Source organism: Microbulbifer variabilis, assembly GCF_052468405.1.
This window is the reverse complement of sequence record NZ_CP174343.1, coordinates 2,643,040-2,661,038: the sequence shown is the minus strand read 5'-3', so window position 1 is coordinate 2,661,038 and position 17,999 is coordinate 2,643,040. Positions and strand designations below refer to the sequence as shown.

At 44.7% G+C, this 17,999-nt stretch carries 13 protein-coding genes; 4 read left to right on the top strand and 9 right to left on the bottom strand.

From position 1 onward, the window contains the following. Window positions 1–12: 12 nt before the first annotated feature. Both ACJJJB_RS12195 and ACJJJB_RS12190 read right to left on the bottom strand, forming a co-directional pair. On the bottom strand, window positions 13–1,485 hold the full coding sequence (locus ACJJJB_RS12195; protein ID WP_445364992.1) for an alpha/beta hydrolase: 1,473 nt from the start codon (window positions 1,483–1,485) through the stop codon (window positions 13–15). A 72-nt stretch (window positions 1,486–1,557) separates the two neighbouring features. Further along, on the bottom strand, window positions 1,558–1,935 hold the full coding sequence (locus ACJJJB_RS12190) for a hypothetical protein (protein WP_445364991.1): 378 nt from the start codon (window positions 1,933–1,935) through the stop codon (window positions 1,558–1,560). A 1,030-nt stretch (window positions 1,936–2,965) separates the two neighbouring features. Here ACJJJB_RS12190 and ACJJJB_RS12185 point away from each other — a divergent pair. Both ACJJJB_RS12185 and ACJJJB_RS12180 read left to right on the top strand, forming a co-directional pair. Beyond that, a complete protein-coding gene (locus ACJJJB_RS12185; RefSeq protein ID WP_083922726.1) occupies window positions 2,966–3,481 on the top strand; it encodes a sigma-70 family RNA polymerase sigma factor in 516 nt (171 codons plus the stop codon). A 401-nt stretch (window positions 3,482–3,882) separates the two neighbouring features. Next, a complete protein-coding gene (locus ACJJJB_RS12180; protein WP_445364990.1) occupies window positions 3,883–6,885 on the top strand; it encodes a TonB-dependent receptor in 3,003 nt (1,000 codons plus the stop codon). A gap of 436 nt (window positions 6,886–7,321) precedes the next feature. Here ACJJJB_RS12180 and ACJJJB_RS12175 read toward each other — a convergent pair whose 3' ends face one another. Beyond that, window positions 7,322–7,804: a PraA/PraB family alkane oxidation protein activator gene (locus ACJJJB_RS12175; RefSeq protein WP_020413414.1), complete on the bottom strand. Its 483-nt coding sequence runs from the start codon at window positions 7,802–7,804 to the stop codon at window positions 7,322–7,324. A 1,143-nt stretch (window positions 7,805–8,947) separates the two neighbouring features. Between ACJJJB_RS12175 and gnd the strand changes: the two genes are divergently transcribed. Further along, window positions 8,948–10,468, top strand: a complete 1,521-nt coding sequence (gene gnd / locus ACJJJB_RS12170) for an NADP-dependent phosphogluconate dehydrogenase (protein WP_020413413.1) — start codon at window positions 8,948–8,950, stop codon at window positions 10,466–10,468. Window positions 10,469–10,566: 98 nt separating this feature from the next. Here gnd and rdgC read toward each other — a convergent pair whose 3' ends face one another. The 6 genes from rdgC to ACJJJB_RS12140 form a co-directional block, all read right to left on the bottom strand. Then, the gene (gene rdgC / locus ACJJJB_RS12165) at window positions 10,567–11,559 is read right to left on the bottom strand and encodes a recombination-associated protein RdgC (protein WP_353376592.1); all 993 of its coding nucleotides are present in this window, start codon (window positions 11,557–11,559) and stop codon (window positions 10,567–10,569) included. Window positions 11,560–11,724: 165 nt separating this feature from the next. Then, window positions 11,725–12,852, bottom strand: a complete 1,128-nt coding sequence (locus tag ACJJJB_RS12160) for an alkaline phosphatase family protein (RefSeq protein ID WP_445364989.1) — start codon at window positions 12,850–12,852, stop codon at window positions 11,725–11,727. Window positions 12,853–13,357: 505 nt separating this feature from the next. Continuing rightward, window positions 13,358–13,696, bottom strand: coding sequence for a hypothetical protein (locus tag ACJJJB_RS12155; RefSeq protein WP_444946405.1), 339 nt, complete (start codon window positions 13,694–13,696; stop codon window positions 13,358–13,360). Between the two features lie 10 nt (window positions 13,697–13,706). Next, window positions 13,707–14,210: a hypothetical protein gene (locus ACJJJB_RS12150; protein ID WP_445364988.1), complete on the bottom strand. Its 504-nt coding sequence runs from the start codon at window positions 14,208–14,210 to the stop codon at window positions 13,707–13,709. 89 nt (window positions 14,211–14,299) lie between these two features. Then, window positions 14,300–15,400: an alpha/beta hydrolase family protein gene (locus ACJJJB_RS12145; protein ID WP_282952912.1), complete on the bottom strand. Its 1,101-nt coding sequence runs from the start codon at window positions 15,398–15,400 to the stop codon at window positions 14,300–14,302. A gap of 401 nt (window positions 15,401–15,801) precedes the next feature. Further along, a complete protein-coding gene (locus ACJJJB_RS12140) occupies window positions 15,802–16,200 on the bottom strand; it encodes a VOC family protein (protein WP_020413407.1) in 399 nt (132 codons plus the stop codon). A gap of 320 nt (window positions 16,201–16,520) precedes the next feature. Between ACJJJB_RS12140 and ACJJJB_RS12135 the strand changes: the two genes are divergently transcribed. Continuing rightward, window positions 16,521–17,597, top strand: coding sequence for a bile salt hydrolase (locus tag ACJJJB_RS12135; protein ID WP_445364987.1), 1,077 nt, complete (start codon window positions 16,521–16,523; stop codon window positions 17,595–17,597). Window positions 17,598–17,999: the final 402 nt, after the last annotated feature.

Here is a 17,999-nt window from a genome sequence, read left to right as displayed (position 1 = left end):
TATAGAGAGCCTCTATTTTATAGCTAGAGTGGGCAGATCCACCGTAATCGTTGTCTTTTCAATAGGGCGCCCCTCCAAAAATAAGTTTATGGTGTCTTGAACCTCTTCGGAGGCCATAAACAAGTTGTGACCGGCATTTTTTACGGTTACTAAGGTTGTATTTGAAAGACCTGAAACGGCTTCGTGTTGGCTTTCAATATAAGTTCTGCCATCTAGCGTACCGCTGAATAATAATACGGGCACATCACTTTGCGGGTTTGCCCGGAAGCGATTTCCCAAGTCCAGCTCTGGCGCCAAGCCGTCATAATGGTATGAAAAGTTTAAGTAGTCCCCCAGCAGGCTAGCTTTAGCTTGTTCGGCCACCTTGGCTTTGCGTCCTTTATCGATACCGGATGCAATATCCATAGCAGTGGGCATCGGTCTGAGGGTAATGGGAGCTCCAGGCTGTAGGAACCCATCAGGAAAATAACGGGAAGGAACTTTGTTGAAGGCCGGTACCTCTCTCAAGTCTATTGCACGATAAAAAGCGAGCAGTTGGGCTGCACTTTTGGGGTCTGCAATAAATGCAGAGGCTATTTGTTGCATATCTCTGCTTTGTAATAGGGTATCCAGCTTACTCCCATCCCTTTGCGGAAGCTGAATTTTTAGAGGTTGCTTTTCCAGCTTTGCATGGACGCGATGTATCAAGCCTTTAATATCTGGGTAAATCGCCTTCGCTTCGGGCTGCTGATCGATGGCTTTTTGAAGGCGATCCAGATAGGATTCTGTACGGGAAGGTAGCTTAATAGTTTGGTTTAGCCCCTCAGCACTGGAAAGAATAATCCGATCAATAGACCCCTCTATCTCCTTTAAGGCTGCTAGTGCCAAATGGCTGCCGTAAGAAGTGCCCCACAATACAATTTTCTCTTCTCCCAAATGGTGCCGTAGAGCCTCTAGATCACGAGCACTTTCCAATGTGTTATAGGCTGCGAGATCAACACCTTGATCGCGCCAGAAAGAGAGGCATTCAAGAAGGGCACTTTGATGCAGTTCAACATATTTCGAATCGGAGGTGGAGATGAGCGGTGGAACTATCTGCTTAGACTCGCAGTTAGGCAGGTCATTGGAATGCCCGGTGCCGCGCTGGTCCAGGGCAATGACATCACCGTATTCCCGCAATGCCATAAACATTTCATAGCGATAGTTGACTGCCATAATTCCGGATCCGCCGGGGCCCCCAGCCAGATAGACAATAGGCGGACCCGCCTTTTTACCTGTCGAAGGGAAGCGGATATACTGAATTGAAAGGTTGCGGCTATCTTTGATAGCGCGATTTTCTGGGACCTTAAAAAAACCTCTGTAACCATCTGCAGTTTTTTTACTCCAGGTAGCAAATGTATAGGGCTTTTCATTATTTATTGCTTTTGCATGCCCGAGAGAGGAGGTCAATAGGAGACCAGCAACTGCTGAACTCCAAAAAAGGGTTAGTCTTTTAAGTCCTTTCATACAAACTTGCCTGCTTGTTAATATGCTTGCTTTGATTGTCTGTGATAGAAAAAGTCAACTCAAGCCAATTAGCTATCCGGTTGTGGAACTTATCATCGGAGCAAGTTCGACTTTTCGTTCTGAAGAGTTATTTGGCATCTTGGAAAGATTTTTGTTGGCCAGATAGCTCTTTTGAAAAAATGTACAGAAGAAATTATCTACATGGTTATTGAGCAGATTTTCTTGAATTTCAGGCTGTTGTAAAAACTGGCTATAATCTGGTTTATCTGTGATTTCTTTTATTGGCAAATCCATTGCTGGAAGTTCCTTTGGGTGAAAAATGTGCGGAGTACCGATATTTGTCAATCCAGCATGGCACCCGGAATAGAGTAGGGCCATAGCATCAACGATAAAACCTCCCCGGTCGCATCCGCAAAATCTTGCTTTCTGTAATCCGAAATGGTTCATCATACCTGTAAGGGCATTATTGTGTTCTTTCCCAGCACCTCTGAAGGTAGGCTTGAAGCTGTAACAATGGAGTACATAATTTAAGAGAGTCTCTCCATTTTATTATTTTTCCTTGAAAAAATAGAAAATCACTATTTGTTTTTTAAGTGGATATTTTCCGGTTCAACTCTCCAAGTTCTTTTACTACGATACGAGGGTTGTGAAAAAGTAAAGAATTTAAAAGTTGTCACTAAAGTCACAGAGGTTATCGAATAAAGTATATAAAGAAAAGAAAATTTCAATTAATGAGCCTAAATTTGTTTGATATGGGGTGCTTATGTTTGATCTTTTTGTGCCAGTTTGATTGGTTCCAGGGCGTTTATTGGACGGCGATTAGGCAACTAGAGGGCAAAGTATTGGATTTGTTTGAGCTGCCATACAGAATTCTGACTCTTCTGCTGGTTTTTATAGTGCCCAGTGGGGAATTGTTTTTCTGGTGAGAGGCTTTTTCTATGTTATTAGAATGATGCGGGGGAAAGTCAAGTGGCCTTTGGATAAACTGCAGTAGGCTTTCTTTAGTACCAGTTACAAATTTATGAAGGTTTGCGATGCTAGCTGTGGAGTCGCTCAATGAGTGATCAATGCCTCTTAGGCTAGCTAAACTTGGAAATCTTGTGGCGTGTAATTCTAGAGATTGTTCACTTATGAAACATATAGGCGTTCTATTCACCATTTAGTTTATTGAAGGCGTTTATCAATAAGTGTGGTGCAGTTATTCTAAATTTTCTGGAAACCGAATAAGTCAAAATAAATTTAAGAAAAATTTTCCAGAGAGAATTCTTTTAAAGTGTGTTTTTGACCTAGCAGTCTGCATTTTTGATTGGTTTTGTGAATTAATGGTCATAATTTTATAAGTCTCTGAAAGCTTTGTGGTAATTCAAATAAGTTTTTTTGGTGTTCGTCCAGTTTTAATTACCGGCTTAGCGCTAGTCGAGTTAGTGATGAAGCTCTAGGCGGTTGGCACACTTTCAATTGACCAAATACTTGTTTGCCTATGAACAAAAGCTGCCAAAAAGATATGGCTTCATGGGTCGGGGAGTATCGTTTGGGGTTGAGGCGATATTTTTCTTCCAGGGTGAATATTTCTGATGTGGATGACCTGGTGCAAGAAGTTTTTGCGCATCTGCATTTTCAGATGAAGAAATCTAATACGAATATTAGAAATCCAAGGAGTTATATCTACACAATTGCGAAAAATCTTTTGGTAAGCCATGGCCGCTACCAGAAATCTCGCTGCCGTGCATATCATGAGCCACTTAGTTCTGAGATAGATATTCCAGATGTGATCACACCTGAGCGAACGGTTATAGGGATGCAGGATTGCCGTCGTGTCTGTCAAGCTATCCTGAGATTACCGCCAAGAGCAGGTACAGCATTTAAATTTCATCGCTTTGAAGGTTTAACTTACCAAGATATCGCCGAGCGCATGGGAATCTCCAAGGAGTCAGTAAAGGAGCTAATTCAACGTGCATTAGTTCGAATTCGGAAGGTAATGGAAGAGGCCGTTTGACGTTGCCGATTTTGACTAGGCTAAGTGAGACATCTTGAGGGAAATTTCAATAGATTAGTTTTTTAATCTTGGTGTTTAAGACGTTGTTGATTTATTTGTTGTTTTGTATGGGGGATTCATTTTTATCAGCTACTATTTTCTAGTTGGAAGTTGGAAGTTGGAAGTTGGAAGTTGGAAGTTGGAAGTTGGAAGTTGGAAGTTGGAAGTTGGAAGTTGGAAGTTTATATCAATTAAAAATATAAGTTTTTGTTGTTCTTGATTTATGTTTGATGTTCTCTGGGCGGGTAATCTTAATCCCCCCTACCGCGAGTGTGTTGCGTCTTTAACTTGGTTAGGCCTGAGATAAGGTGGTGTTTGGCTGACTTAAAAATAATAGAGAAAATAATATAGAGAGACTCAGTATGATGATGAGCCTTCGTAAGAAAGAAAAGTTGATTGCACAAGCGATTCGTACCACTAATCCAGTCAATAATCATACCCCTTGGTATAGCGTTGCGATTGCCTGCATGGTAATGACTGCGACGCCATTGACAGCCTTATCTCAGGATGACCAAAGCGAGGATAAAAGTAGTCGAGCAAGGCAGCCTATCGAAGAAGTTACCGTAACAGCACAAAAAATAGAGGAGAGTATTCAGGATGTTCCTATCGCTGTCTCTGCCTTGTCGGGGGACAATATAGATGCCCTGAAGATTGAACGGGGTGAAGAACTACTTCGTGCGGTGCCTAACGTAAACTTTTCCAAATCAAACTTTAGTACCTATAACTTCTCAATTCGTGGCGTTGGTACCAAGGCTGTCTCTGCTGCAACCGATCCGGCGGTGGCGGTGAGCTTCAATAATGCACCACTTATTCGTAACCGGTTGTTCGAGCAGGAGTTTTTTGATGTACAGCGAGTAGAGGTGTTACGAGGACCTCAAGGTACTTTGTATGGCCGAAATGCGACTGCTGGCGTGGTTAATATGTTGCCGGTGATGCCAGAGGATGAATTTGCTTCTGAGATTAAAGCTGAAATAGGTAGCTATAACTCAAAGCGCACAAGTGGCATGTTTAACTTGCCGGTGGGCGATACCATGGCACTGCGGCTTTCAGGTGCTATGACCAAACGTGATGGCTTTGATACCAATACCTACACTGGGAACGATGTAAATGATAGGGATCTTTATTCCACGCGTGCCATTTTTGAGTGGGAACCCAGTGAAACCTTTAGTGCAAACCTGATCTGGCAGCACTTTGAAGAAGATGACAAACGCTCACGTACTGGCAAGCAGCTATGTACCACCGACCCGGGACCATCGACGATCGGGGATACTGAGCTAACAGAAATTACTTCTATTTTCTTTAGCCAGGGGTGTATGCCGGCATCAATTTACAGTGATGATGCCTATAGCGCGCCGAATGGAAGAGGGTTTGCTTTTGTGTTGGTACCCCAGTTTATCAATTTAGATACTGGATTTCCGATTATCGACTATTACAGTAATCCCTATGGAAATGCAGAGCAATCAAGGGATTTACGTGAGATTGCCACCAGCTATGATCCAGTTTTCCGTGCTGAAAATGATTTAGTGCAGCTGAATTTTGAGTGGGAATTGAGTAATTCACTCACTTTTTTCTCCCAATCAACTTATGCAAAGGATGATTACTACTCTTCTCAAGATTACAATCGTTATGTATCAGACCCAATTTTTAATGATTCTGCTGAATTTGTTCCCACCCCTGGAGGAATTTATACTGATCCACAGTTAGGCCCCTCTGATGGAATATTAGCAGTAGATATTAGCCGCTCCGATAATAAACAATGGAGCCAGGAATTCCGGTTACAGACATCTTTTGATGGGCCCTGGAACTTTTCATTAGGTGCTAACTACCTGGACTTTAAAACCCAGGATGATTATTTTGTATTCAATAATATGTTTAGTTTGATTGCAGAATATTTTTATAACGGTACCAGAGACCCTGATACAGGTTTATTGATTTCTGAAAAATGTATTGATCCAGAGGTCGGTGCGGGTGATATGGATTGTATTTATGTAGATCCAAATTCACTTGAGAATATTGATGAGGAGGGGCATAACTATTTTCTTAGTAGAAACTTAGTGGAAACTCGCTCATGGGCCCTGTTTGGTGAGGCCTATTGGCAGATCACAGAGGATGTAAAACTTACCACAGGTTTGCGCTACACCGATGACCGTAAGCAATCAACTCCTGTACCTAGCCAGTTACTGTTAGGTACAAGCTTTGATAGTGAAACAGGAGAAATAATATCGGGCCAGCGTTCAGGTGGGCTTGTTCACCGAGGATATCCAGAGGGAGATCAAGTTACTCAGAATTGGCAGGAATATACAGGCCGTGCGGTACTAGATTGGCGAGTAGACACCCCCTTTACTGACGATACCATGTTTTATTTATCTTTTGCTCACGGTTATAAGGGGGGCGGCACTAATCCACCTCGAGCAGAGATTGATCCAACCGTAGTGCAGTATCAACCCCTGGAGGACTCCTTTGAACCGGAGTTTGTTAATGCGATAGAAATCGGCTCCAAGAATGTAATGTTAGATGGAAGTCTGACATTCAATGCCAACGCCTTCTATTATGATTATACAGATTATCAAGTTTCCCAAATTGTTGATCGCATTTCTTTAAATGAGAACTTTGATGCGGAGAGTATGGGGCTTGAGCTTGAGCTGGCGTGGCAGCTTACAGATAGCACCAGAGTTGATATGAATATGGGCTACCTGAAGACTCGTATCGCAGATGGTGAAGAGTCTATTGATGTTATGAATCGCACTCAAGGAAATGAAGATTGGATGTTGGTAAGGCCTAGTATTCAGGTTCCTTCAAACTGTATTGCACCAGTGGATTTGGTTGAAACAGTTGCCGCCACCGGCAATGTGCTTGCCATTTGGTCACTCTGTGCAGGCTCTGCTCTATACGGTTCATTTACGCCAGAGATAGAGGGCTTTGCGCGCTGGGACTTGCTTTATGGTGTAGATCCTTATAATCCACTCACTGATGCTCCAAATGGAGGGCGGGGCTTTGCTGCTGATCTGAGTGGTAACGAGCTACCTAATGCTCCGCGGTTTACTGTGAATTTTGGTGTCGAACATACTATTCCTATTGAGGACTGGGATCTGACGTTGCGGGCGGATTACTATCGCCAATCTGAGAGCTATGCACGTGTTTATAATACAGAATATGATCGTTTGAAGGCATGGAGCAACCTTAATGCTTCTGTGAGCTTGAACAACCCGAATTCTGAACTGTATATGCAGCTCTACGTGAAAAATATATTTGACGATGCGCCGATTACAGATATGTTTACAAATAGTGATGATTCAGGTCTTACTACAAATGTATTTACTTTAGAGCCTCGTATTGTTGGGTTTAGTGTCAGTAAAGGCTTTTAATACTTTTACTTTTTAAACCCGGTATCGGAGGCCTGCTGATTAGAGTAGTCACAGTAAGTTAGAATGCGGTATTTCATCTCTTACTTACTGTGGCTTTTCCTTTGTCTTCTTCTGATAGATTGCTAATTTACTATATATCTAAATTAAATTAATTTTTAGATTAATAGAGCTGATATTTATTCTCTTTCAAGATTAGGTTGGTTGTAGGGAATAGCTTCTCTAGCGTATTCTACTATGAAGGTACTGTAATTGCAGGGCCTGATTTCCTTTTGAGGGATTAATGTTGCATGACATTATAAGAGGATTTGAATAGTAGTATTTTATATAAAGGTAAGGGTAATAAGAAAATGCTTTAAAATGAAATTCATTAGTTATTTATAAAAAATACCGCTAGCGGTTGCCGGCGGTATTTTAAATTGGCTACCTCGAGGGTTTTTTAGGGTACAGTGAATGAGGATTGTGGGTTGGTTGATACAACGCCATTAATTACACAGGCACTACCTGAACCTACACTCGGAATTTGAGCATTATTAAAGGTGATCCTTCCTGTTGATTGATCGAAAGAACCTGTTAAATCTCCAGCGCAGTTACCAGTTACGGCGGCAACAGCAACATTCTTTAAGGTTACTGTATTGTTTGCGTTTCCTATCAGGTCATAGGGAAGATTATTGAAGGAGACACTGTTGCACATATTGAGGAATCCGCCCGATAGCGCAAGACTGCCTACTGAAGCATCTGCGCCGGTGGAATTTACACTGCCTGAAAGTGTGCAGTTAAGAGAAATTCCTTTTTTAACCGTTAGGGTGCCAACATTTGCCAAGGCGATAGCACCCGGAGGGGACCAGGTTTCGGCGTTGGCTAGACTGGTAACCCCAAGGGAAACGAGACAGATAGAAGCAGCGGTAAGGATCTTTTTCATAATAATAATATTCCTAGTAGCTTTGTAAGTTACGGCAGGCGTAGTGTCAATACTTGGGTATTTATAATCCGCCGCCTTTTAATAAGCGCATCATCGCTTGGAGGTGATTCCACTTATAGCCTAGAAAAACTGAATAGGGTTTAAGTATCAACACCATCCATCCTTAAAGACGAACAGGGACGATTATTGGGGGGAGGGATAACTCAAATAGACGCGATTTTATCGGTAAAGAACATTCTTTATCCTCAAATTTAGTTGATTATAGTCAGAATATTTTATATTAAGATTTCTGTACCTAATAAGCCTTTACCACAGTGGGATTTGGTTATCCTCAATATTGGATCTGTTGAGCGATAATGATTTCCATTTTAAACATTTTGGAGTTTATATTTTTTATACGATGAGTTCATACTTCCTGGAAAATTAAAAGATGTAGCCTGGGGGATCGAAGGGATGAATGAAGGCTGAATGTTGGCGAACTGCCAAAAGTGGTCTGAAGTGACTATGATAGTACATCCTGCATTTTCAAATTTATTTAAAAATAAGTTGGGATATAACTTTTTACGGTTTTCTGTGGTGCGGTAAATAAAAGTCGTGAATTATTTAAGATAATACCACTCTTTGTTTTGAGGATTTAATTGAACTTGGTAATGGGGACTCTAACATTTTTGGAAACTTCCCTCCGGTGGATTGGTTGGAGTTACCTATCAGATCTCCGACAGTGTGCCTCAACGAAAAGTTAAAACTGGCATAGCCGATCTTCTGGTTGTCATCTCTCTTATAAATGGAATCTACTTCCTGCCGCTATGTGAAAGCTGTCTTCTGGATCTGATTTCTAAGGTTATATCAGCCATTTGTAATGGTTAACAGAATGACTGTTCCTGGTGAATGTGGACAGGGAAGAAGGCTATTGTACTTGCCTGTGATCAGGGCCCTGGCGCTAAAAGATATACCGGGCTGGTCCAACCTAATCCCTCTAGGAAAGTACCTACTCCATGCTGAGTTTTTGTCAGTAAGTAATATTTTGTTGGTTGTTTTTTGTACATTAGGGTGATGTCGCTGGATCTTTGCTCTCCCGGCCTCGTATTCATATTGCTATACTCCGCGCCCCTGAAAGACCCCTATCTTAGTACGGAGAACTTGATGTCTGACTCACAGTGCGATATTGGCTTTATCGGCGCCGGTGTGATGGGTAAGAACCTGATCCTGAACCTGGCTGACAACGGCTACAAGGTTTGTGCTTTCGATCTGGATCACAATCGGCTCAACGCACTGCTGGAGCAGGACAAGAAAGAGCGCGGTGATCAGCCGGCACGGGTGGAGACCTGCAATTCGTACACCGAGCTGTTGGCAAAAGTAAAGGCGCCGCACCTGATTATTCTGTCTGTGCCAGCGGGTGCACCAGTAGATGATGTTTGCTGCAAGCTACTGGATGCAGGGCTTAAAGCAGACGATATCGTGGTGGATACCGGTAACAGCTTGTGGACTGACTCCGTTGAGCGCGCCAAGCGATATGAAGGTAAGCTGATCTTTTTTACCACGGCAGTATCCGGAGGCGAGGTTGGTGCCCGTTTTGGCCCCTCTTTGATGCCTAGTGGTGACCGTTATGCCTGGAGCCGTATAGAGCCGGTTTGGCACTCCATTGCAGCCAAGGTCGATAAGGCCAGTGGCCAACCTATCGAGCGCTTTGAGCCAGGCAATCCTGTACGTGAGGGAGAGCCCTGTGCGGCCTATATTGGTCCCATTGGTTCCGGTCACTATGTAAAGATGGTGCACAATGGTATCGAATACGCTGATATGCAGATGATCTGTGAGGCCTACCATGTGATGCGCAGTGCCCTGGAGATGTCACCAGCCGAGATTGCTGAAGTGTTTCGAGAATGGAATCGCGGCCCACTGAACAGCTACCTGATCAATATCAGTGCGGAAGTTCTATCCACCCTGGATTCTGTCACCGAGCAGCCGCTGGTTGATGTGATTCTGGATCGAGCCGGCCAGAAGGGAACAGGGCTGTGGACGGCAATCAGCAGTCTGGAGGTGGGATGTCCGGCACCGAGTATTGCCGAAGCAGTTTATGCTCGTTCCCTGTCTACGCGTAAGACCCTGCGCTCTCGTGCTGCTCAGAAACTAAAGGGGCCGTCAGTATCCCCGGTAGCGGTGGAGCAGCGTGATGAGGTAATCCAGGAGCTGCACGATGCCCTGTACTGCGCGAAAATTTGTGTATACGCCCAAGGCTTTGACCTGATGAAGCTGGCTGCGCGAGAGCAGGGCTGGCAGCTGAATTTTTCTGAGATTGCGCGTATTTGGCGGGCGGGCTGTATTATCCGTGCAGTATTTCTTCAGTCTATCAGCGATGCTTATGAGCGCGATGCCAAGCTGTCCAATTTGTTATTGGATGACTTCTTTACTCAGCAGATTGCCGAACACCAAAGCAATTGGCGTCAGGCGGTTGCCAGTGCCACGTTGAATGGTATTCCGGTACCGGCACTGTCTTCGGCTTTGAGTTACTACGATGCGTTCCGCACAGAGTCCCTGCCAGCTAATTTGCTACAAGGGCAGAGGGACTTCTTCGGCGCGCATACTTTCTCCCGTGTGGACCAGCCTGAGCAGAGGAAATACCACGTACTCTGGAGTGAGCCAGGTCGCCCTGTTGTAGAGATATGATCTGATAGAGAGTGAGGGGAAGAGCCCACATATATTCTGAGGGTAGGAGTGGGCTTCACCCGGTGGGCCTCCCGGTGCGAATGGCACCGGGTAAGTACTCAGAACGCTACTTCTTCCACTTCTCGTACCCGCTCATCGACTTCTCCACGTGAGGCTTTGGCTACTATTTCCTCCACGCTGGCAGCCTCCATATTTACTCCGCCAAAAGCGGCAAGCAAGTCCTTGAGCAGAGCTGAGATTTCAAGGGTCATTACGGCAAAATCGGCGTCAAAGCGCAGAGCTGCATTATCTGCATCGGCGCTATCGGCTTTTTCCAGTAATTCATCGTTGAACTTGACGCGTTTCAGGGAGAGCTGGTCGTCAACCAGGAATTCAACTCCTCCACGCCAGACCAGTCCCAGCTTGTGGACTTGAAGCCCCGCCACCAGGTGGTTGTGTATCTCCTCCGCGCAAAGGTCTTGGTTTTTGCAGCGGATCACACTACCGCTGTCTTTAGGGTCTCGAAGCTCACATTCATGGCCAAAATCAAACTGTATTGGCGCTTCAGGTGCGGTGAGCCAGTGGGTCATGGTTTGCTGTGGCAAATTTTTGGCGGAAAGGGGGATTACCGCAAGGCTGCTGATCGCTTCGCGGAGGTTTTCCAGCAATTCCTCTGCGGCAGATGCTGAGGAGGCATCTACTACGACCAAACCATCGTGGGGTGCGATATAGGCGTAGTGTAGGCGCGAGCGAGCAAAGGCTTTAGGCCGCATTTCAAGCAACACTTCATCCTTCAGGTTTTGTCGCTCTTTGCGACCAACCTGGCGGGCCTCTTTTGCGGAGATAGCTTGTGCCAGCTCTTCGACTTTTTCATTGACGACTGCCGCGGGCAGAACCTTTTCCTGTTTTTTGGCACAGACCATTAAGTAGCCATTGGTGGAGTGGACCAACTGGTTACCGTGGCGTCCAAGGGGGGGGACCCAGCCATAGCGAGAGGAGTCCTGGCTGCCACAGGGTATAAATGCCTGTGGCTCCAGTAGTTCGTTGAATTTTTCAGCATCCAGGCTGAATTCTTTGGTTAAGCGATAGACACGAAGGTTTTTAAACCACATACATCAGGCCATTTGTATTTAGTTACGAGTGCGGCCGACAATTATGCGGAAACTGGGGCGGGGCAGCTAGTGAGCTGTTTCCAAATGCCAGATTGGAGACGATTGCACCAAGTTCTATTGCTGAACTGACTGGGGCCAGCCATAGTGGCCCCGAAGCAGAAAAGGCTATTTCTTCACTAAGTTATCTATGGCTGGACCGGCGTCCCTGGAAAAATCTGTGGGAGTGAAACCCAGCAACTGTAATGCTGTGGCGGCAATCTGATTCTGGTACAGAGTGGGGCCCCCTGATACTTCACCATGTGCTTTGATATCCGGGCCCAGTGCTGCAATCCAGATTTCATCTGATCCGGGCATGCCATTTTTGTGTGGGTGGTCTTCCTTGCCAAAATATTGAGTCAGTGCCGGGCCGCTGGCGTGGTGTGGCCAGGCTTCGGCAATGTTACCGCGGCCATGGTCCACGGTTATTATCAGGTTAGTATTGTTTCGGTAGCCTTCGATAGATTGCAGGGTACTCCATAGGTCTGCGAGAATTACATCACTGCGATGGGCGGAATCGAGGTATTGGTGGTACTGTTCATCGTGGGCGAAATCATCGGTCTCACCCAGGGCTATATAGAGCATTTTTGGCTTATTATGGATTAAATATTCTTTGGCGAGCCCATAGGTGAAGGCGTCCGGGCGTACATCCTGCCAGAAAACTGGCAGCTGGCCTTGCAGTTCATTCAGAAATTGAGCACGCTGGGATATTCCAGGCCAGTTGGCGGGTTCCAATCCTGCATTGACAAAAACACCACTTCGATCCCGGTTGATAATAGCTGAGAATACGCCCCAGCTACCAAAAACAGCTACACTTTTTTCAAACTCTGGTTTGTTATTTAACCATTCCAGGAAAGTGATATTGTCATTGGGTAGTGGATCATTGCTGTTAATTTTTGGATCGGCGCGCCCGGTGAGGATTTCATTGTAGCCTGGGTAGGAAAACCACCAGCCGTTAGTGATATTGGCAAAAGATTCCTTTTCACGGTTACCGGCCAGAAATCCGCCTTTTTCTATTTTATTCCAGATAAAAGGAAAAAGTTTTTCTCGCTTTACCTTTGCTGATTCGCCTCCAAATTGCTTGATCAATTGATCTTTATTCTCCGTAAACTTTTCGTGATTCAATATTTCCTGGTCGTAACCGGAAAAAACTTCCTGCCAGCGCAAGCCATCAATAGTTACCAGTACCAGATTATCGGCAGCCTTAGAGTGGGCGCAAAGTGTTATAGCCAGTATTGCCGTGAGAAGGGCCTTCATAGGGTGTATCCTCTGTGGGCGTTGCCCAGTGTTATTATTTGTTATATCGCGCTATATCTCTTTATGGTTTGAGCGATGCCAAATTTTACCGAAAAAACACGGTAAGAAAAAACTACAAGCTTATTCAGCTTTATTTTGCGAAGGGCAACTGTTTAGGTGAGCCAATTTAAGCATCCAAGCAGCGCTCATTGGGAGCTGCCTGGATGCTTATGGAAAGTTACTTAGAAATCCAGGATAACTGATAGTGATATTGTGCACGGAGCGCCCCCCAGGCACCGCCTGAAACTACACCACCCAGGTTGTCTTCATCAAACGGGTTAAGGGGAAGCGAGCTTAGTATTCTGATTAGAGGCTCAATAAGTATTCCGTTCTTAGGGAGTCAAAATTAGGGATAGGCTCTGATTGGGCACAAAACATGAGAAAATGGGTTATACATTGATGAATTGGAAGCCCCGGAGCTTTACGATAAAATTTCGGGGCGTGAGATGGAAAAATTTATTTAGGGTCAAGAGGCAATTTTCAATGAAATTCCAGTGCAGGCCTCTATTGCTGACCAAATAATACCGATAACCGCATTCCAAACCTTTTCAATAGTGACTGCGAGAAGTCCACGTAAAGTTTTGGCAAAGTTTAGGGCCATATCTTCCAGGGAGTCTAGAAAGTAGTCTCTGAGGTCATCATCAATTTCCTCGGCCAAAATTGCGTTGGCGATGAGCTTTGCTTGCAGTGCCAGTGCAGCCAGTTGGCGTTCTGAAAAACCGCGAATCTCGGTGATATCGTGATTGATAACTGTGGAAGCTGCATCTTTGATATTGGAAATCAGCTGGTTAACGTCAAGTGACATGTCTAATTCCTCAGCGGTTTAGAAAAGATTCATAGGTCAGGGCCTGGTCCATGGAGATTACAACTTCATTTTTGAAGAGAGCAACAGCAGTAGCGCGCAGTCCCTTATCTTCATCTTCCTTTCGCATTCGATTGAGACTGCCGGAAATTTTTTCAAGGGAAGCAACACTTGGTGGTGCAGATTCAAAACTAATAGTGCTATCTGTAGAGTCAAGGTAATTGTTGATTTTTCTCAAAGTATCCTTGTTGGGGATAGGTCGGGTATTTGATTGCATGGCCAGCGCATCAATTTTACCAATTAAGGAGTGATAGTTTTGGCTTCTCTCGCTATAGGAGTCTTTGTTGGTGCCATGGGAAACCGAGGAAAAGAATTGCATCAATTCAGCATTGACTTCGGTTAGGCCTGAATAAAGCTCCGCATCATACCTGGGAGCAAGCTGGGTACAGCTACTGACAAGAATCGCCAGAAATAAGCACAGAGTCGATGCTCTTTTCATTGACTGGTTGGCTGACATCTCTACTCTCCTTGCTGTAAGTGTATTGTTGGTGACTGTTGTGTTCTGGAAATTTCTTACCGGCACGAGCAGTGCGCTTTGTTATTGGTTCAGGCTGGCTCTATGGCTATTTTTTCGCTAGGGCTAACGATACTATTTTGTCGCTCGTAATAAGATAGCAGTAGCCTCACGGCCTCCTGATTGTCAAAGTAACGAGAGTGCACCCTGGCAGCCAGCTTGTCTGGGAAAGTGCCATATGAGCCAATAATACGCTCATAGCAATGATGGGCATCTGGTACTGCCGATCCGCTGGCAAACCAATCTGAGTGAGACTTGATATCAATCCACTCAATTAAGTCTTTGCGCTGGGACAGTTCAAGTACTTCATTCTGTAGCCAGGGTGCTTGCTTACCTAATACCTCAATTAGGGAACCCATTGTGAGTATGCGAACAGGGACTCCAATGGGGGGAAGGTCAGCAAACAGGTCAACAGTGACAACACTACCGAAGCTGTGTCCGACAATGGTCACCGACTGGTATTTTTCTTGTGCAAGGCTGCTTTCCAACTGTTCACGTACTCGTCGGATTATTTCAAAACGTACCGCAGGTTTGCCCCTGGCCGCCGGTTCATTGGTGAGGTAGCGCTTACAAAAATCAGAGATGTCCACTAATAGAGAGACCGGCATTAATGCCACTATTGCCGTGGCTACAGCCCATATTCGCCAGCCACCAATGTACTCCACGGAGCGCTTCAACTTTTCCACCAGGAAGAAGAAAGGGTTGTCTGTGGCTGGCTCTATGGCCTCAACAAATAAAATAATGGTACCTAGGTACCAGACAATAAAAGCAAGAGCCGATAGCGTCAGGCCAAAGGTTAAGTATTTACGTCTAAGTACCCCTTTCCAGATGTGAAGATTGGCAAGCCAGAACCAGATCAATGAGAATCCTCTGGCAAGCCGAGTTTTCAACGTTTGCTGAGTAATACTGGGAACCAAGTCGTTCCAGTATGCCTCCACAAGATCCAGCTCCTGGGGCTGTCCGCTCGAAGCTACTCGTAAGCGGTGGACTCCAGGGGGAATAGAGGGATCTGCAATGGGAGTGAGCGGCATGCGCTCGCTTGCTGCGATAAGTCCTTCGGTGAATTCGGACAGCTGAGCAGTGCTGGTGACCCTCGTTAAGCCGGGAACCAGCAAAATCAGGCTTCTATTCATGATGCTTCCAAATGATCGGTAACGGTAGCGCGAGCACTCCAAATTGATCGAAGGCCAATAGCCAACTAAACTTTTGTTGTTCGGTGCTGCTTTGAGAAACGAACTTCCTTATCTTTAGGCGTATGCTGGCAGAAAGTCAGCAATGGCACATTCCAGTGCCGAAAATTTGTTCTATAACCGGGCTCACCCAGTGATCGTGATTAAGGTGGCAGGAACTTGGTACCCAATGAATGAGTCTTGTCCGATTTATATGTGATAGGGCAGGAGAAGTAAACAGGAAATTTTCAGGAAAGTATCGGGTAATCCAGAAGGTTCTAAGAAATCTGAAAGTCTGTTAGGCATGAGGGCAACCGCTTCACAAATTGGGCCCAAGTGAGGGAATCGACAAAGGCCCATAAAATTTACTCAGCAAGCTCGGTTTTCAGTTCAACTAGGACAAACTCATTGCCATATAAATCTTCAAAGTGTGCAAATTCTGCACCAGCCTCAGATCTGTGGGGCTTAGTAAACTGAACACCGTTATCCACCAGGCGTTCATATTCACTCTGAAAGTTATCCGTATAAATGACGGCGCATGGTTGCCCGGCAGTTTGTTTTCCGACACTCTTCTCCTGATTTTCTGAGGAAGCTTGAAGTAGCCAGATTCCTACATCTTTCTGTTTTGGTAAGCGGACATGGACGAACCGAAGGGGAGGCGCTTCGGAGTCGACAAATACTTCAAAGCCCAGCTTATCTCTATAAAACCTGATTGCCTCTTCGTACTCCCTGACCAAAATTACCAGTCTACCAATGGAGTTCATACTCTCCCCCTATTACATTTGGATCGGCGTGAGTTTTCTTTCCTACATAGTGTAATCATTTTCAGTAACGGGGAATTTTACTTAAAAAGAATGGGGTGTGAATCCGTTTGGTTGGAAAGCACGCCAGAAATAGGAGGTTAAATAGAGTTTTCGTTAGATTTGAGGTTATACATCTCAATTTCTACATGCTGAATACCTCATATGCGCTAAAACTATTCTACATATATTTTCACTTTTATTGTGTTTGAGTCTGTTAGATAAAGTGAACTTTTTAGATGAAGGGTGAATTATTGAATACCTAAAGCAAGCGGAGAATATCTGTGAGATTGCATAATTTAAATGAAGCCAAGCCCTTGTTTTACTGGGTTGCTTCAATCCTCTTTTTTTCCCTCTTACTGGTTGCTGCATCTTCACAAGCTTGCACGCGGATATTATATGGAACTGGTACAGGGAACTATATCACCGGAAGAAGCATGGACTGGAGTGATATTAAAGCTGCTATGGATTTCTGGGCATTTCCAAAGGGGATGCAACGCAACGGAGGGGTTGGTAGAGGCTCTATTGAGTGGACATCCAATTATGGTTCTGTTGTGATCAGTATCTATGAGTCTGCGACTTCAGATGGGATCAATGAAGCTGGTTTAGTGGGAAATCTTCTATATCTGGCTGAAGCGGATTACGGTAATCCGGAAGCACGGGGTAAGCCAACAATTTCGGTTGGGGCCTGGTTACAATATTTTCTGGATAACTTTCGTACAGTTAGTGAAGCGGTAAATGCGATGAAGCGAGAGCCTTTCACCGTGGTTGGTACAGATCTGCCCAATGGCAGGCCGGCTACCGCACATATTGCTCTTTCTGATCCATCTGGTGATTCTGCAATATTTGAATATATAAAAGGGGAATTGCAGGTTCATCATGGGAAACAATACACGGTAATGACAAACTCGCCAATTTATGGACAACAACTAGCTATCAATACCTATTGGGACCTTATTGGTGGCCAGAATTTTCTGCCTGGTACTATTAGTGCAGCTGACAGGTTTGTGCGAGCTAGCTATGCCTTGGAGTCATCCCCGAAATACAATGCGCGTAGGGATGCATTAGCTTCCGTGTTCTCACAAATACGCGCTGTTAGCGTTCCTCTGGGGATGAGTAATCCAGAGAAGCCTAATATCGCCTCGACATTGTGGCGTTCAGTGATAGACCAGTCTGCCAAACGCTACTATTTTGAATCGGTTATCAATCCCTCAGTCATTTGGGTGGATCTTGATAAGTTAAACCTTAGTCTCGGTGCTCAAGTAATGAGTATGAAACTGGATGTTCCTGAGAATCTTGGGGGAGAGGTTGTTTCTGAATTTAAGCCGGCGAGTCCTTTCAAATTTCTTGCACCAAAATAAGACCTACAATTCATGATGTTAGAAATATCTCTCACTTCACCTCAAAATAGTATCTAGTCAATATAGGGGAAGCGGCTTTTGAAAATGATGATAAAATTGTCTGTTCAAGCGGCGGAATATGCCCTTTTAACAGTTTAATAATAAAAAGTCTCTTATTGGTGCGATTTTGCTTGACTAGTAGATGGGATGTATTTGAGCGGGGTGTTGTGAGTGGTGGTATATATCAGACACCACAAGCGGATTTAGTGGTAAGTAAATTCAATTCGAAAAGTGCATCAGAGAGATTGACTCATTCGCGAAGGAATATTGAGAAGGCTGTAGCACTACCTAGAATAAAAGTTGTCTGGGGATTTCGCCTTGCTGGTAATTTTCTATTCTTTACCGTTATTATATTTTTTATCG